Origin of the sequence: Gordonia sp. OPL2 (assembly GCF_003797825.1) — a bacterium.
In the GTDB taxonomy this organism is placed as follows: Bacteria; Actinomycetota; Actinomycetes; order Mycobacteriales; family Mycobacteriaceae; genus Gordonia.
Window position 1 is genome coordinate 66570 of sequence record NZ_RKME01000004.1, and the last position, 16508, is coordinate 83077.

Here is a 16508-nt window from a genome sequence, read left to right on the forward strand (position 1 = left end):
GGGTTGGGAGAGCTGATGGACGAGGCAGTCCTGCTGCTACGGGCCCGCGACGGCGACCAGCACGCCTTCGCCGAGCTCGTCGGTGCGCACCGCAACCAGGTGTGGGCGGTGTGCCTGAACATCTGCACCAATCCGCACGATGCCGAGGATGCCCTCCAGAACACACTCGTCGCGGCGTGGCAGAACCTGCACAAGTTCCGTGGAGAGGCGCGCTTCTCCACGTGGATTCACCGGATCGCCGCCAACAACGCGCTGTCCATCGTCCGACGACGCAAGGCCAACACCCAGTTGACCGACTTCACCGACCCCGACCAGCCGGTCGAACTGGTCGACGACGACGGCCCGGCCTTCGACGACCGCGTCGCGCTACGAGATGCCGTCCACGACGCGCTGGCCCAGTTGTCCGACGAGTTCCGGGAAGCCGTCGTATTGCGCGAGTTCGGCGACCTCACCTACGCCGACATCGCTGCGCAACAAGGGGTTCCGGTACAGACGGTGAAATCGCGGTTGAACCGGGCGCGAACGCAGCTCGCCGAGATCATGAAGGATCGGATCGGCGCGCCGTAGGGTCATCTCCTCCTCGATCGGGTGGGCCCTCCAACTCTTTCGCCATATACACCCGATCGAATCCGTCCTCGCGTCGGCGCCCGGTCTCGGCGTAGCCGAATCTCGCGTACAGCGCCAGGTTCTCGGTCATCAGTGCGTTCGTGTAGAGCCGCACCTGCCGATGGCCGAGATCGGTGGCTCGTCGCTCCGCGTGCTCGAGCAGTCGCCGACCGAATCCTCGACCCTGCGCGGTCGGCGAGATGGCCACGTTCTCGATCAGCAGGTGATCGGGCATGGGGACGAGCACGATCACGCCGACCAGGACGCCCCCGTCGACCAGCACTTCGATGTGATCGGTCGTGGTGAGCAGGTCCTCGTAGTCGACGGTCATGGGCGCCGGCTCACGACCCAAGCGTTCGACGTAGGGCTGGTAGGCGGACTGCACGACTGCCTGGACGGACGTGATGTCTCCCGTGTTCGCCGGTCTGATCATCGATCCAGGATGACAGCCGGTCGCCGGCCGGAAGTTGACATGAGGATCACCGCTGACGGGTGGATGACTGGATTATCCAGTTGTCGGTGCGGCATCGGTGATGCTGGCGTCGGCGACCCGGGTCACTTCTGTCGCCTCGACGACGCCGAACCCCACAGAACTCGTGACGCGGTTGTGACCTCCTGAGGTTGTCGAGTCGGACAATCGTTAACTATCGTCACAACAGTCACACGAGTAACACGGTTCGCCCCACGGAAGGCCCTGAAGACGTTGGTCAGAGCACGCCCTCGGCACACCCGCACCCGATCGCTGTCCCTGGCCGCGATCGGGCTCGCGCCTGTGCTGATCGCGGGCGGTCTGCTCACCGTCGCAGGACCGAGCACCACCACCGACAAGGTCACGCTCTCGGCAGGTTCGGAGCTGACGCTGATCGGACATGGTCTCGGGCACGGACGTGGGATGGGGCAGTGGGGTGCGTACGGCTACGCCCGTAAGGGGTGGTCGGCGACCCAGATCTTGCGCCACTATTACGGCGGCACCACCGCGGGGAAGGTGGACAGACCCGAGATCTCGGTCATCTTGACCGGCAAGAACTCGGTGAATGTGCACGCGGACGCCGGGATGCGAGTCGGTGGCCAAGCGGTGGCTCCCGGACAGGCGGTCAGTCTGTCCGGGGCCACGGCCACCATCACCACCGGGTGTGGCGGCGCGGTCGTGCGATCGGTGCCTGCGCCCTTCGTCGAGCCGATCAACATGGGACCGAGCCGACCCCCGGCCGAGTTCCTCAAGATGTGTGGCTCCAATCAAACCTACCGCGGCGCACTCGGTTTCGACGGCGGGCGCGTCGCCAATCGCATCCATATCGACGACTACGTCAAGGGTGTGATCCCCAAGGAGAGCATGCCGCAGTGGGCCGACTCCGGCGGCGCGGAAGCTCTCAAAGCCCAGGCGGTCGCGGCGCGCACCTATGCGCTCGCGGCGATCGCGGGCGGCAAGAAGATCGACGATACGCAGAACTCACAGGTATACGGCGGCGTCGCGGGCGAGGACGCGCGTACCAACAGGGCGGCCGACGCCACCGCAGGCCAGATCCTGCTGCAGGGCGGCAAGCCGGCATTCACCGAGTTCTCCTCGTCCACAGGTGGATTCACCGCTGGTGGTCGCTTCCCGGCGGTGCGCGACGACGGCGACACCGCGTCTCCGAATCACAACTGGACCGCCACCGTCAGCGCGGGCAGCGCGGGGTCGGCGTTCGGTGTCGGCGCCCTGCGCAGCCTCGAGGTCGTCGAGGCCAACGGGCTCGGGCCGGAGAACGGCCGAGCCATCAAGGTCCGAGCCGTCGGATCTGGCGGCACGGTCGAGGTCAGTGGCGAAGAAGCACGCACGCGGCTGCAGTTGAAGTCGTCGTACTTCTCGATCCGTGGGCAGGCAGCCAAGCCGCGGATCGTCCGTCCCCCGACGGGCCCCGACAGTCCGGGTGGGGGTGGCCTCGACCTCGGCAGCCTGATGACGCTGCCCGACCGTCTGCTGCCCGGTTCGTCGCAGCTGCTCAACGTCGGAACCGAGGCGCTCAACGGCAAGTTCGACGACCTCGGTGGAGTCACCGGGCCGCTAGGACAGGCGATCGGGGTGCCCAACCTGACGCCTGACGGCAACGGCGTCGTCCAACTGTTCCAGCGTGGCCTGATGCTGTTCAGCCAGAAGACCGGCGCACGGGCCCTTGCCGGACAGGGGCTGGCGGACTACCTTGCGCGTGGAGGTCAACCGGTACTGGGATTCCCGGTGCGGGATCGGTTGCGCTGAGCACCAGCGCGTCGTTCGCCGACCATTCCGCCGACGATGAGGGGGAGACATGTCTGCACAACGCACAGTGGTGATCACCGGTGCCAGCGACGGAATCGGGGCGGTGACCGCGCGCGAGCTCGCCGGAGGTGACGTCGACCTGGTGGTCGTCGGCCGGTCGGCGACGAAACTGGAACCGGTCATCGCCGACACCGGTGCGACCGGCTTCACCGCCGACTTCGCGAAGTTCGACGACGTCCGTGCGCTCGCCGGGAAGATCCGTGATCGGGTGGGTCACATCGATGTTCTGTTGAACAACGCCGGAGGTACCTTCGACCCCTCTCGACGCACCGCCGACGACCATGAGCCGAACTTCCAGATCAATCACCTCGCGCCGTTCTTGCTGACGCATCTCCTCCGTGATCGCCTCGCCGCCGCCGAGGGTGGTTCGCTGGTGCTCAACACCTCGAGCATCGGCAACCTCGCCGGACATGTCGATCTGACGGATCTGGATTATCGACGACGCCGTGCGCTCGAACTGCGTGCCTACGGCACCAGCAAACTGATGAACATCCTGTTCACCCGAGGTATCGCCGAGCGCTGGTCGGATGACGGAATACGCTCTGCTGCAGTTCATCCGGGGCCGGTCGCGTCGAGCTTCGGTCGTGACTCGTTCTTCGTCGGACTGCTGTATCGGACTCCCCTGCGCCACCTCGCGACGATCACCCCGGAGAAGGGCGCCGAGCCGCTGATCGCGCTCGCCCGTCGCGGCGCGGACCCCGAGATCAACGGCGTGTACTTCTCCCGGCATCACGCGAACGGGCGCGAGAACCGCCAGGCGCACGATCAGAACGTGATCGACGGCTTGTGGTCGGCCTCGGCTGATCTGGTCGGTGTGGGCTGACGTCCGGCAGGTGTTCCGGCCTACAGCAAGCCGGCCACCTTCCGTGCGGTCTCCTTGGCCGAACCCGGATTCTGTCCGGTGACGAGGTTGCCGTCGACCACCGCGTAGGACAGGAACGGCAGCTTGCCCTTCTCGTACAGGGCGCCGCGCTGACGCATCTCGTCCTCGACGTTGTAGGGGACCACCTTGTCGACGCGGGCGAGAACCTCCTCCTGCCAGGCGAATCCGGTGAGTCGCCGCCCGGCCACCAGATGGCTGCCGTCGGAGAGGGTGGTGTTGAGCAGGCCGCAGTAGCCGTGGCAGACCGAGGACACGATGCCGCCGCGCTCGAAGATCTCCCGGGTGATCCGCTGCAGGCCGGGGCTGTCCGGGAAGTCGTACATGACGGCGTGACCGCCGGTGAAGAAGATGGCGTCGTAGTCGGCCGAGTCGACATCGTCGGGTGATGCGGTGTTCTCCAACAAGGCCATCCGGTCGGGGTCGGCACGCCAGGCCTTGGCGGTCTTGTCGTAGTTGGGGAACTTCAGCGAGCGGGGTTCCAGCGGAACGCGGCCGCCCGCCGGGCTGACGATGGTCTGTTCGAACCCGCTGTCGGCGAACACATGCCAGGCATGGGTGAGTTCGGACAGCCACAGTCCGGTCGGATGGTGTGGATCGTCGTAGTGGCCGACATTGGTCACGACGTTCAGGATTCGTGTGGTCATCTCGGGCTTTCCTGTTCTGGGGGGATCGAATAGCGGAGGGCGGCTCTCACCGACTCGGAGACCTGATGGGCCACTTCGGTATCGGTGGTCGAATCGAGCTTTCCGTCCAGGTGGAGGAAGGCGAGACCGTGTACAAGGGCCCATATGGCGGTCGCCATCGCCTCGGACGGCGCGTCGGGAAGTACGCGAGTCACGATCGAACCCAGATAGTCGTGAACGGCGGCCACTGCCGAGACCCGCTCGGGACTGCTGGTGTCGCAACCTTCGGTGAACATCACCCGGAACATCCCCGGGCGCCGCAGTGCGAAGTCGACATAGGCGACGGCGACGGCCGCGAGGTCCTCGGGTGAGGACGGTTCCGGATTGACCGCGACGAGGTCCTGCGCGAGTTCGGTGTAACCGACGGCGGCCACCGCGGACAGCAGTGCCGTTCGGTCCGGGAAGTGGCGATACGGCGCCGCGGTGGACACGCCCGCGTGGCGCGCCACGGCGCGCAACGACAATGCCGACGCGCCGCCCTCCTCGAGCAGTTCGATGGCCGAACGCACCAGCGCGTCTGGTAGATCGCCGTGGTGATAGGGGGTTTCGGGCGTCATAGGAGGTGAGTCTCCGCTATCGGTCGGACGTGTGCGATCTCGTGGTGGGTGATCGTCGTGCTCACCCCGTCGAGCCGGTGCCCGGTGGAACGAGCAGCACCTTGCCCACCGAGTCCGGGGAGTCGAGCATCGCCTGGCCGTGTTCGGCGTCGGCGAGCGGGAGGGTTGCGGAGATGATCGGACGGATCAGGCCGCGTTCGACCAGCGGCCATTCGTCGGCTGCGACCGCGGAGACGATCTCCGCCTTCGAACCGGGGCCCGTCAGGGGGCGATTGCGCACATTGAGGCCGATGATGCGCGCGCGCTTGCCGATCAGCGACGCGACGTTGACCTCCCCGGTGAAACCGCCCTGCATACCGATCGTCACCAGTCGACCGCCCACCGCGAGGGCATCGACGTTGCGGGACAGATAACTGTCACCCATGATGTCGAGGATCACGTCGATCTGTCCGGCGAGCTCGGCCGCGAAGTCCTGCTCGCGGTAGTTGATCACGATGTCGGCGCCGAGATCTCGGCACCGCTCTCCCTTCTCGACGGAGCCGACCGTGACGGCCACTCGCGCGCCGAGTGCCTTGGCGACCTGGATGGCGTGCGTGCCGATTCCGCTGCCGCCCCCGTGAACCAGCAGCGTCTCACCGGCCGACAGTCCGGCATCCATCACGATCGTCGACCAGACAGTGCTCGCGACCTCGGGTAACGCCGCGGCGTCGACGAGAGACAGTCCGGCCGGCACCGGCAGCACCTGCGCGAGGGGTACCACGGCGTACTGCGCGTATCCGCCACCGGCTATCAACGCGCACAGGGGATCTCCCACCGCCGGGCCGTCGACGTCCGGGCCGAGCGCGGCGACCGTTCCCGACACCTCCATCCCCATGACGTCGGTGATGCCGGGCGGCGGCGGATACAGCCCTTGCCGTTGCATGAGGTCCGCGCGGTTGATGCCGGCCGCGGCGATGCGCACCAAGACCTCGCCCGGCGCCGGAGTCGGTGTCGGAACGTCCTCGAGGCTCAGATTCTTGTCGTCGTCGACGACGATCGCCTGCATCGTGGCAGGAACGGGAGCAGATGCGGGCATGCTCATCGCCCTTCGCGTGTCGCGGGCATCGAGATCGGCACCGGCATATGCAGTGCCGCTTGGGCTTTGGTGCTGACGTCGAGTGCGACCGCGCGGATGGGACGCACTGCGCGCAGATCGTCGGCCATTCGACCCTTCCCGATGGTGAGGTCGACGCCTCGCGGGAGGATCGCTCTCCCGGAGGCGAGGATGTTGGTTTGATTCAGGGTCGACTGCCAGATGCCGTCGACCTCGGTGTACGAGGTCAGCGACGACACCGCGGTGCCGCTCGGTCGGTCCTTCTGGGCCGGCGTCGCGACCGACAGTGACACGTCGACGCCACCGTCGTGGTTGGCCACCCGGGCCGTGGTCCGGGCGTCGTCGATGTCGACGTCCAGATCGGTGACCCATTTCGGGAAACCGTACCCGTCGTGCCCGCGGACCTGGGCGATCTCGGTGTTGACCGGCAGTGACAGCACATGGGCATGGAGGTGATCGTCGGCGAGCGCCGAGGCGAGATCGACGATCGGAAGTCGGCCGTGTCGTGCGGGTCGGACCGCGACACCGACAGCGGCCTCGGTGTAGAAGTCGATGTCGCACACGTCGTAGCGGAAGAACATCAGCGACACCAACCCGAGTCCTGGTGCGATCTCCAGCGGGGTGAGAGCTGGGGGTATCCGACGGCGGATCGCCGCGCTGCGCGCCACGAAGGTGAGGCGCGCCGAGGACATCGCGTAGTAGAAGTTCGGGGTCATCGTGGAACCGATCGGTGAATCGACTCGGCTCTTGCGGAGGTGGCGGAAGAAGTCGACGGTGCCGACTCGTGGGTCACCGGCCACGTCGTCGAGGTCGGTCTGCATTCGGTGGCGGTCGAACATCCCGCCGGCGGGGACCGCGACGGTGCGCCCGCCCAGGTCGACGTCGACGGTCTCGTGGGTGTGCTGCGGCATGGACGAACTCCTCTGATGTATGCAGTGCTCACATCACGATAGAACGGTATGTAAGCACTGTCAACAATGAGCTGTTCGCTCTCGCTCAGAGCGCGTCGGCGTCGCGCTCTCCAGTGCGAACGCGCACGACGGTCTCGACCGGGCACGCCCAGATCTTGCCGTCGCCGATCTTGCCGGTGTGGGCCTCCACGGCGATGGTCTCCAGGGCCCGGTCGAGCAGATCGTCGTCGAGCAGCACCTCGATCCGGACCTTCGGTACGAAGTCGATGGCACGGTCGGCGCCGCGGTAGACCTCGGTGTGGCCGCGCTGGCGCCCATAGCCCTCGGCGTCGGTGACGGTCATCCCGACGACGCCGATCTCCTCCAACCCGCGCGCCAGGTCGGACAGCGTGAACGGTTTGACCGCGGCGGTGACCACCCACATGGTCATCGGGCCGAAAATCGCTGTCGGAGGGTGGGTTCGGGGCTCACCCGGAGCGGATACCCGCGGCGCCGATCGGCGAAACGTCGCCGCTCGCCACGATCGGTGCGCCGACGACGCCGGCGGCACGAGCTCACTGCGTCGGGGACAATCTCCACCGCACTGTCACCGTCGTGCCCCGCGAATCGGTCAGGATGTCGTGTTCGTCGCTGAGTGCCCCGATCAGTGGGATACCGCGCCCACGCATCGCCGACGGTTCGAACGGCTTCCAGGACCCGACATCGGTGACGGTGACGGTGAGGGCGTTCCGAGAATCGCGACGACCATCGACGGTGATCTCGCCCGTCGCGCCCTCATCGAGGTAGGCGTGCTCGACCGCGTTGGCGACAGCTTCGTAGACGGCCAGGACGATGTCGGAACGTTGCTCCCGGTCTGTGGCGACAGTGCTCTCCACCCACTCGGTGAAGTGGCGTCGAAACCCGTGAGCGGCCTGGGCGGTGGCGCGCAACGTGCGACGGTACGGCTCGGCGTTCTCGGGGGTTCGAGGTGTCTGCAGCGACGGACTCACGATCACCGGCTACCCGGTTGGCCTGACGGTCATTCCGGACCCGTCATGTCCGCGACCGCGTGGGCGAGAGTCGGATAGAGGGTCAGCGTCTGGTCCAGTCCCATCAACTGCAGGGGGCGCGCGGTGACCGGGCCCTCGGCGACGACCCCGAACAGGCCGGTCGGTGCGATGGCCTCGTGGGCGGCGACGAGCGCGGTCATGCCGGCCGACGCCAGGAACTCGGTGGTGGTGAGGTCGATGATGAGGCCACGCGGCTGTCCGGACAGAGCCGCCTCGACCGCTGCGGACAGTTCGGGAGCCGTCAGGACGTCGATGCTGCCCTGAACCGTCACGATCACGAGTTCCTCGTGATGCGCCGAGACCACGGTCATGACCGCGCTGCCTGCGTTCGGGTCGCCGCCGTCGAGGAACACGGAATCGGAGTCGCTGGTGTGCACAGGTGCCATCCCTTCGGCGTTCGGTCGGCCCCGTTCATCAAGGACAGACCCGTCACAGACGAGCACGGCAGCGGCTTCACCGGCGACCCAATCCTGCCATGCGTGGGGGCGTGCGGGCCATCGGTGGCGTGACCGACGACCTTTCCTCGGGACGTGGACGCGCCCCTCTACTCCGGCCCCGCGTCCACGATCTGCTGTGCGACGTCGACGAGTTTGACGTTCGAGTCCTGGGACAGCCGGGCCAGCAGGCGGAAGGCGGCGTCCGCGTCGATCCGGTAGCGCTCCATCACCATCCCCTTCGCCTGCCCGATGATGTCGCGGGAGTTGAGTGCAGCGTGCAGTTGTTCCTTCTCGTGCACGGCGGAGAATGCGGTCGCGCAGTGCGCGGCGAACAGCTCGCCGACGGCGAGCGCGTCGGCGTCGAACGCATGGGTGGTGGTGCTGATCAGGTTGAGCGCACCGAAGTCGTTGCCGTTGATGTACAGACAGAAGCAGGCCATGGAGCCGATGCCGAGTTCGGCGGCCGATTCGGCATACCGCGGCCAACGCTGCTCATGACGCATGTCGTCGATGACGATGGTGGTGTCGTCGACCGCGGAGCGCACACACGGACCCTCGTGGAACTCCCGCTGGAGGTCGTCGGATTTGCCGGCGAGGTCGCCGACGATGACGGGCGTCTCGATCTGGCCCTTGGTCACCAGGGTGACGCTGGCGTATTCGGTCCCGGGAACGGAGTCGACAGCGGTCTTGGAGATCGCTCGCAGGATCGTCTCCGAGTCATCGCTGTCGGCGCGCAGTTCGCGGACGATCTCGGCCATACGAATGCTCTGATCCGACAACATCACGCTCTCCTTGCCACGCCATCGGGGACCACCTCGGCCCGACACTGCCCTCAGCCTACGAGATTCTCCCGCTCGGCGACCGATTGCCCCAGTTCACGGGCGAAAACGTCGAGCCGGAGGTCGGCATCGCGGTATCCGCCGACGTGATGCAGCGACGACGTGCGGAGCCGGTCGTGGACCGCATCACCGGTCTGCGGGTAATCCGGAACCTCGTGGCGCCAGTGGACGGCGATGACCTCGCCGGACGGCGTGAGAGCACCCGGCAGTCGCCCGATCACCACATCGAGGTCGTCGGGGGACAGGTAGTAGAGCATCTCGCTGAGCACGATCAGGTCGAAGTGATCGTCGGGCCAGTCGTGGAGAACGTCGCCGACGGCGACGTCGACCCGGTTCCCGAAGCCCACCAGCCGACCGGTGGCCAGCTCGACGGCCCGCGGACTCACATCGGTGCACACCACGTGATCGGCGCGTTCGGCGAGCAGGGCACTGAGAACGCCGATCGAGCATCCGGGTTCGAACACGCGGTGATAGCGGGGACGTGTCAGCGCGGCGAGGGTCATGGCGTACTTCCGACGTTCGTACCACCGGTCGGTGAATCCCCAGGGGTCATCGTCGGCGGCATACATGTCATGGAAGTATCTGTCGGGCAACGACTCCGGTCGGCTCATTCGAACACGAACTCCCAGGGGCGGATGAGGTGGGCCAGGATGTGCGGTGGCAGGACCGCGCCGTCGGCGGGATCTGCGGACAACGGGCGCACCTGGGTGTCGAAGGCGTGGATCGCGGTGTGTTTGACGGCGAGCGCGGACGAGTCCAGATGGTGGGCCAGCATCCGGTTCCACGGAACCGCCGGATCGTCGGGAGTCGCCCAGTGCCACATCCAGATCGGGTACATCCACAGCGGCAGGTCACGGCGCCCGGCGACGTCGCTGGCACAACGTCCGACCGCCTCGTGATCGGGGTGGCCGTCGCCCGACCACACCGACAGCAGTGCCGTGCTCGCCTGCGGCCGTTCGTCGAGGACGGCGTCGACGATGCCCGCCATCGAATGGTGATGATCGGCCAGCGAGCCGTCGGGCAGTCCGAACCAGCGTGACCGATCGATGTCGAGAAGATCAGTGGCGGTGTCGAGTTCGGCATGCCGGATTCCGGCGAGCTGATCCGGGGTAAGCGTCGGCGAGCCGGGATGTGACGCGCTGCCGTCGGACATGCACACGACAACGACCTCGATGCCGGCCCGCGCGGCAGCCGTCATGATCCCGCCGGCTCCGAGCACCTCGTCGTCGGGGTGTGCGCCGAGCACCACCAGCCGGTCGACGTCGAGATCCAGTCTCGGCCAGGGCGCCCGGGCCGCCAACCACGGCACCCAGACCGACTCCGGTGTCCCGTCGGCACAGACCGGGGTGGCCGCCAGCCCGTGCGGGTCGTCGGCGGGATGCCGCGACCCGGCCGCCGACGTCACGTCACCACCCCGTCCCGGACGGCCGCACGTGCGGCCGACGCGAGCCGGCCGAGCGCGACGAGATCGCGATCGGCATGTGATTGCCGGATGTAGACGGCGAGGTCCGCGACGGCCTGGGCGTGTTCGCGCTCATGGACCAGCGGGCCGGGGCCGAGGGCACGGTTGACGCGATCGATCGTCGCCGTGGCGACCTGTTCGATGCTCCAGCGCACCTGATGAGCCAGCCGAGCCGCCAGATCGGTGTCGTGCGGAGCGGCGTCGATCTGCGCCGCCGCGTGTTCGAGCATCGCCTCGCCGCCGGCCAGCAGGGCGTCGACGGCCCCGACGTGCATCAACGTCAGGTCGTCGTCGTGCTTGTCCGTCGCGGTGAGCAGCGGTCCCGCGACCTTGCGTGCACCGCCGAGCCAGCAGGCGGCCACGCCGATGCCGCCGTGCCAGAAACCGGGTCGGGTCAGATACTCGCCGGGTTCGCCGACAGGGCGAGCGGTCGCTCGATCGAACCGTGCGATACCCGTCTCGGTGGCCCGCATCCCGGTGGCCGCCCACCCGCCGCGCTCGCCGCGGACGCCGGGCTGTCGGAGGTCGACGGCGAAGAGACGCCGCAGATCGCCCTCACGAGCGGTGACGAGTGCGTGAGTGCAGGCCACGACACCGGAGCACCACGGTTTGGCGCCGGTGAGTTCCCACCGCGAATCGTGGCTCTGTCCGTTTGCCTTGTGTCCGCTTGTCTGGTGGGCGATGAGCTGCGGTTCGGGCGGTTCGGCGGCCCACACGCCCCAGAACTCGTCGGGTCCCACGCGCTCGCCGGTCAACTCGACGAGGATGGCGTCGGCGTCGAGATGCGCCTCGACGAGCCGGCCCACTGCGATGTCGCGATGACAGAACTCCTCCAGCGCGCGAAATCGACGGATGGTCTCACCGCGAGCGGGCAGCGGAACGTCGAGATCGCCATCGGTGACGATCCGATGTGCGAGGTCGGTCGCCGCGCAGATCACCGCCGCACCTCGCTCGCCACCGGCCTCGACGTCTCGTTCTCGGCGCGGGCGAGCACCTCCAGGCGGTACAGGTAACTCGCGAAACCCGTGTCCGTACGGCCGTCGGCCCGCGTCGAGGTCACCACCGGCGCCCGGCCACTGCGGTCGATGATGGCTCCGCGGCTGCGGAGACGACGGACGAGGTCGATGTCCTCGTCGCCGCTGATCTCGGCGAATCCGCCCACGCGGCGATACCAGTCGGCGCGCACCCCGAGGTTCGCCCCGTGGACGTGGTGGTGGCCGTCCTCGGAGACGTAGCGCTCCGCGAACATCGCGGCGACCTGCGGTGACCACGACTCCCAGCTCGCGGGGCAGATCGTGCCGACGAAGGCGTCGGAGCCCGACGCCGCGGACTCCAGGTGGCAGACCAGCCAGTCCCGCGGCACCTCGGAGTCGGCGTCGGTCGTCGCGAACCAGGTGTGCGCATCGGTGTCGGAGTCCAGATACCCGGCGAATCCCGCGCGGCGGGCCGCGCCCACCGATCTCGTGGCGCGTTCCAGCACGCCGACGTGCCGCGGGACGACCTGCCGCGACGCGTCGGTGCAGGCGTCGAGGACCACCAGGACCGAGACGTCCGCATCGACCTCGGCGGCGGCCCGCTCGATCGATGCCAGACAGGCGGGAAGGAGGCGTTCCTCGTTGTGCGCGGGGACCACGACGACGACCCGGTCGATACGCGGGCGCGCAGTCGTTGAGCTGGGGGAATCGGTCATTGGCAGCCTCTGAACGTGGTGTCGGATGTCCAGGCCCGATGGCTGCAGGCCGCCCTCGCGACCTTACCCGTGGTCGATGGCCTTCGTCACCGTGTCGTGGGAGGTCCGGTGGCCATCGCCGTGTGCACGGGGAATCCTCAGGTCGGGTCCGTTACCCTGAACTCCCGTGGCAGGCAATAGTCAGGGCAGCGGTGGCCGGGGGGACGGCGCCGGAAATGCGCCCTTTGATCTGATCATCGTCGGATCCGGGTTCTACGGGCTCACCATCGCCGAACGGGCCGCGACGCAACTCGACAAGCGGGTTCTCGTCGTCGAACGGCGGCACCACATCGGTGGCAACGCCTACTCCGAACCCGAGCCGACGACCGGCATCGAGGTGCACAAATACGGTGCGCATCTGTTCCACACCTCCAACCAGAAGGTGTGGGACTACGTCAACCAATTCACCGACTTCACCGGGTATCAGCACCGGGTTTTCGCGATGCACGACGGCCAGGCCTACCAGTTCCCGATGGGCCTCGGCCTGGTGTCGCAGTTCTTCGGTCGCTACTTCACGCCGGACGAGGCGCGCGCACTGATCGCCGAGCAGGCCGGCGAGATCGAATCCGGCAAGGCCGAGAACTTCGAGGAGAAGGCGATCAGCCTGATCGGTCGCCCGCTGTACGAGGCCTTCGTCAAGCACTACACCGCCAAGCAGTGGGAGACCGACCCGAAGAACCTGCCGGCGAGCAACATCACCCGGCTGCCCGTTCGGTACACCTTCGACAACCGCTACTTCAACGACACGTACGAGGGTCTGCCCGTCGACGGTTACACGGCGTGGCTGGAGAAGATGGCCGCCGACGACCGCATCGAGGTCCGGTTGGACACCGACTGGTTCGAGGTGCGCGACGAACTGCGCGCGGCCTCACCGGACGCCCCTGTCGTCTACACCGGTCCGCTCGATCGTTACTTCGACTACTCGGCCGGTCGGCTCGGTTGGCGCACACTCGATTTCGAGACCGAGGTGCTCGACACCGGTGACTTCCAGGGCACGCCGGTGATGAACTACAACGACGCCGACGTCCCGTATACCCGTATCCACGAGTTCCGGCACTTCCATCCGGAGCGGGACACCTATCCGGCCGACAAGACCGTGATCATGCGCGAGTACGGACGCTTCGCCAAGGACGACGACGAGCCGTACTACCCGATCAACACCCCCGAGGACCGCGAGAAGCTCTCGGCCTACCGGGATCTGGCCAAGACCGAGACGACGGAGTCCAAGGTGCTCTTCGGCGGCCGCCTGGGCACCTATCAGTACCTCGACATGCACATGGCGATCGCCAGCGCACTGACCCTGTTCGACAACACCCTGGCGCCGCATCTGACCGATGGCGTGCCGCTTGCCTGACGACAACCGGGCCGGACACCGGCCGACAACCGAGGCGGAGACATGACTGTGACCCCCGTGGACCAGACCGACATCCCCGACGCGGGTTCGGGCCCATCGAAGGCGAAAGCGCTTCTGCAGCGGGTCATCTTCCCGCGTCCGGGTGAACCCATCGACGTCCGTTCGCTGTATCTGGTGGAGTCGCAGAACAATTCGCGGCGTGCCCACGCGCACAGCCGGACCGCGGTGGCGCTGGGCGCCGAGTCCGAGGTCAGTTTCGAGTCGTACTTCAACGCGTTCGCCGCGTCGTATTGGCGGCGGTGGAGCATCCTGGAGTCGGTGGTCCTGCGGGTCGAGGTCGTCGGCACCTGCCGCGTCGACCTCTATCGATCGAAGTTCGACGGCTCCCGGATCGGTATCGGCGGCGATCTCATCGCCACCGACGAGAACGGTAGGGGCGTAGCAGAATTCGAGCTCGATCTGGGACCGTTCGAGGACGGCGGGTGGATCTGGTTCGACATCACCACCGACACCGACACCGAGATCGTGGCGGCCGGCTGGTACTCGCCGGTCGAGAGCCCGACAGGTGAGGAGACCCGGCGGGTCACCGTTGGCATCCCGACGTTCAACCGGCCGACGGACGCAGTGAACGCGTTGGCCGCCCTCACCTCGGATCCGTTGGTGGACGAGGTCATCGACGCCGTGCTGATGCCCGATCAGGGCACCCGCAAGGTGATCGACGAGCCCGGCTACACAGAGGCCGCCGCAGCGCTCGGCGACCGCCTGCGCATCTTCGAGCAGCCGAACCTCGGGGGCTCCGGCGGATACGCCCGCATCATGTACGAGGCGTTGCGGCTCACCGACTCCCCGTACATCCTGTACATGGACGACGACATCATGATCGAGCCCGACTCGATCCTGCGCGCGCTCGCCATGTCCCGATTCGCCAAGACCCCCATGCTCGTCGGCGGACAGATGCTCAACCTGCAGGATCGTAGCCACCTGCACTGCATGGGTGAGGTGATCAACCGCCACAACTTCATGTGGACGGCCGCGCCCTTCGTCGAGTACGACCACAACTTCGCGAAACATCCACTGCGGGATCGGAAGAACTCCAAGAACCTGCACCGCCGCATCGATGTCGACGGCAACGGCTGGTGGATGTGCATGATCCCGCGCGAGTGTGCGGAGCAGATCGGCCTGCCGATGCCGCTGTTCATCAAGTGGGACGATTGGGAGTTCGCGCTGCGTGCCGCCAAGGCCGGGTTCCCGACGGCGACGATCCCCGGGATCGCGATCTGGCACATGGCCTGGAGCGACAAGGACGACGCGATCGACTGGCAGGCATACTTCCATCTGCGCAACCGCCTCGTCGTCGCGTCGATCGTGCACGACGGCCCGATCGACGGAATCCTCAAGTCGATGGCCAAGGCGACCGCCAAACACCTTCTGTGCCTGGAATATTCGACGGTGGCTATCCAGAACGAGGCCATCCGCGACTTCCTGGCGGGCCCGGATCACATCCGGAGTCTGCTCCCGACGGCGCTGCCCAAGATCGCGGCGATGCGCAAGGAGTACCCCGACGCCGTGGTGTTGCCGTCGGCGACCGCGCTGCCGAAGACGAGCGGGGAGGCGACCCATCTCGGTTCCTCGATCCCGACGAACCCGGTAGCGAAGCTGAAGTCGCTGGCCGCGGCAGTCGTCAACAATGCCCGCCCGGCCGACCCGCGGCATCACGAGGTGCCGCAGGCCAACTACCCGCCGATCGAGGCCCGCTGGTTCAGTCTCGGTCGCGTCGACGGCGTCACCGTGACCACCGCCGACGGCCGCGGGGTCGTCTACCGGCAGCGTGACCGTGACAAGATGATCGCGCTGGCGAAGGAGTCGGCCGCCCTGGTCCGCGAACTCCGGGAGCGGTTCCCGGCAATGCAGGAGTCCTACCGCGCCAAGCATCGGGAACTGACGAGTCAGGAGAGTTGGGCGCGTGTCTTCGGAATCGACTGAGACCCCCGGATCGGCGACCCCCGGATCGGCCGCATCGTCCGCATCCGCCGACCAGCCCGTGGTGCTGCCGCCGGCGCGCGGTGAGGTCGCAGTGTTGCTCGGCATCCAGCGAGTGGTCGCGGGCCGGCCTGCCGTGTCGTCGGCGGCGCGGGGCCTGTCCCACTTCGGCGAGCACTCCCTGGGGTGGCTCGCCGTCGCCGGTGCCGGTGCAGCCCTTGCCCACCGTCGCGGCGACGACACCGGTGTCCGACGATGGGCGGAGGCCGGAGTCGGTGCCTTCGGTGCCCACGCGGCGTCGGTGATCATCAAACGCGTCGTACGCCGCAAGCGGCCGCACGACGATCGCATCCGCGTCGGGGTGTCCACCCCGAGCAAACTGAGCTTCCCGTCGTCGCACGCGACGTCGACGACCGCCGCTGCGATCCTCATCGGTCGCGCAGCGGGCCTGCCGCCGGCCGCTCTTCCGGCGGCACTCGTCCCGCCGATGCTGCTGTCCCGGCTGGTGCTCGGCGTGCACTACCCGACCGATGTGCTCGCCGGTGCCGCCATCGGTGCCGCGAGCGCGGCCGCCGTCGTGGCGGGTGACAGACTGATCGCGACACACGACCGTCGGTAGTTGCCGATGC

General features: G+C 67.4%; 19 protein-coding genes. 6 read left to right on the forward strand and 13 right to left on the reverse strand.

Annotated features, from left to right (window positions below):
* The first annotated feature begins 15 nt into the window (after window positions 1-15).
* Window positions 16-567, forward strand: a complete 552-nt coding sequence (locus tag EEB19_RS06055) for an RNA polymerase sigma factor (RefSeq protein WP_187584189.1) — start codon at window positions 16-18, stop codon at window positions 565-567.
* Here EEB19_RS06055 and EEB19_RS06060 read toward each other — a convergent pair.
* On the reverse strand, window positions 539-1039 hold the full coding sequence (locus EEB19_RS06060) for an N-acetyltransferase (RefSeq protein WP_187584191.1): 501 nt from the start codon (window positions 1037-1039) through the stop codon (window positions 539-541). The genes EEB19_RS06055 and EEB19_RS06060 overlap by 29 nt on opposite strands.
* A 270-nt stretch (window positions 1040-1309) precedes the next feature.
* Between EEB19_RS06060 and EEB19_RS06065 the strand changes: the two genes are divergently transcribed.
* A complete protein-coding gene (locus EEB19_RS06065; protein WP_262365474.1) occupies window positions 1310-2842 on the forward strand; it encodes a SpoIID/LytB domain-containing protein in 1533 nt (510 codons plus the stop codon).
* Between the two features lie 49 nt (window positions 2843-2891).
* A complete protein-coding gene (locus EEB19_RS06070) occupies window positions 2892-3725 on the forward strand; it encodes an SDR family NAD(P)-dependent oxidoreductase (protein ID WP_187584193.1) in 834 nt (277 codons plus the stop codon).
* 20 nt (window positions 3726-3745) lie between these two features.
* Here EEB19_RS06070 and EEB19_RS06075 read toward each other — a convergent pair whose 3' ends face one another.
* From EEB19_RS06075 to EEB19_RS06130, 12 genes are all read right to left on the reverse strand, one after another.
* Window positions 3746-4429 carry a type 1 glutamine amidotransferase domain-containing protein gene (locus EEB19_RS06075; RefSeq protein WP_187584195.1) on the reverse strand — a complete coding sequence of 228 codons (684 nt, stop codon included), beginning with the start codon at window positions 4427-4429 and terminating at the stop codon, window positions 3746-3748.
* Window positions 4426-5025: a TetR/AcrR family transcriptional regulator gene (locus EEB19_RS06080; protein ID WP_187584197.1), complete on the reverse strand. Its 600-nt coding sequence runs from the start codon at window positions 5023-5025 to the stop codon at window positions 4426-4428. The genes EEB19_RS06075 and EEB19_RS06080 overlap by 4 nt, the downstream gene beginning before the upstream one ends.
* 61 nt (window positions 5026-5086) lie before the next feature.
* A complete protein-coding gene (locus tag EEB19_RS06085; RefSeq protein ID WP_187584515.1) occupies window positions 5087-6070 on the reverse strand; it encodes an NAD(P)H-quinone oxidoreductase in 984 nt (327 codons plus the stop codon).
* 32 nt (window positions 6071-6102) lie between these two features.
* Window positions 6103-7029 (reverse strand): acetoacetate decarboxylase family protein, encoded by a 927-nt coding sequence (locus EEB19_RS06090; RefSeq protein ID WP_187584199.1) that lies wholly within the window; start codon window positions 7027-7029, stop codon window positions 6103-6105.
* A gap of 85 nt (window positions 7030-7114) precedes the next feature.
* Window positions 7115-7453 (reverse strand): P-II family nitrogen regulator, encoded by a 339-nt coding sequence (locus tag EEB19_RS06095; protein WP_187584517.1) that lies wholly within the window; start codon window positions 7451-7453, stop codon window positions 7115-7117.
* Window positions 7454-7583: 130 nt separating this feature from the next.
* Window positions 7584-8018 (reverse strand): ATP-binding protein, encoded by a 435-nt coding sequence (locus EEB19_RS06100; RefSeq protein WP_262365475.1) that lies wholly within the window; start codon window positions 8016-8018, stop codon window positions 7584-7586.
* Between the two features lie 29 nt (window positions 8019-8047).
* A complete protein-coding gene (locus EEB19_RS06105) occupies window positions 8048-8455 on the reverse strand; it encodes an STAS domain-containing protein (RefSeq protein WP_316245463.1) in 408 nt (135 codons plus the stop codon).
* A gap of 167 nt (window positions 8456-8622) precedes the next feature.
* On the reverse strand, window positions 8623-9297 hold the full coding sequence (locus EEB19_RS06110) for a GAF and ANTAR domain-containing protein (RefSeq protein ID WP_187584203.1): 675 nt from the start codon (window positions 9295-9297) through the stop codon (window positions 8623-8625).
* Window positions 9298-9347: 50 nt separating this feature from the next.
* Complete coding sequence (locus EEB19_RS06115) at window positions 9348-9965, reverse strand: class I SAM-dependent methyltransferase (protein WP_187584205.1); 618 nt, start codon at window positions 9963-9965, stop codon at window positions 9348-9350.
* Entirely contained in the window at window positions 9962-10759 is a 798-nt protein-coding gene (locus tag EEB19_RS06120) for a PIG-L deacetylase family protein (protein ID WP_262365476.1), read from the reverse strand. The genes EEB19_RS06115 and EEB19_RS06120 overlap by 4 nt, the downstream gene beginning before the upstream one ends.
* Complete coding sequence (locus EEB19_RS06125; RefSeq protein WP_187584207.1) at window positions 10756-11754, reverse strand: acyl-CoA dehydrogenase; 999 nt, start codon at window positions 11752-11754, stop codon at window positions 10756-10758. The genes EEB19_RS06120 and EEB19_RS06125 overlap by 4 nt, the downstream gene beginning before the upstream one ends.
* Window positions 11751-12506 carry a glycosyltransferase family 2 protein gene (locus tag EEB19_RS06130; RefSeq protein ID WP_187584209.1) on the reverse strand — a complete coding sequence of 252 codons (756 nt, stop codon included), beginning with the start codon at window positions 12504-12506 and terminating at the stop codon, window positions 11751-11753. The genes EEB19_RS06125 and EEB19_RS06130 overlap by 4 nt, the downstream gene beginning before the upstream one ends.
* Window positions 12507-12672: 166 nt before the next feature.
* On the opposite strand from EEB19_RS06130, the gene glf reads away from it, so the two are divergent.
* The 3 genes from glf to EEB19_RS06145 all read left to right on the forward strand — a co-directional run bounded on the left by glf (window position 12673) and on the right by EEB19_RS06145 (window position 16498).
* Complete coding sequence (gene glf / locus EEB19_RS06135) at window positions 12673-13899, forward strand: UDP-galactopyranose mutase (protein WP_187584211.1); 1227 nt, start codon at window positions 12673-12675, stop codon at window positions 13897-13899.
* Between the two features lie 42 nt (window positions 13900-13941).
* Window positions 13942-15882 (forward strand): glycosyltransferase, encoded by a 1941-nt coding sequence (locus EEB19_RS06140; protein ID WP_187584213.1) that lies wholly within the window; start codon window positions 13942-13944, stop codon window positions 15880-15882.
* Between the two features lie 91 nt (window positions 15883-15973).
* Window positions 15974-16498 (forward strand): phosphatase PAP2 family protein, encoded by a 525-nt coding sequence (locus EEB19_RS06145; RefSeq protein ID WP_262365491.1) that lies wholly within the window; start codon window positions 15974-15976, stop codon window positions 16496-16498.
* Window positions 16499-16508 lie beyond the last annotated feature (10 nt).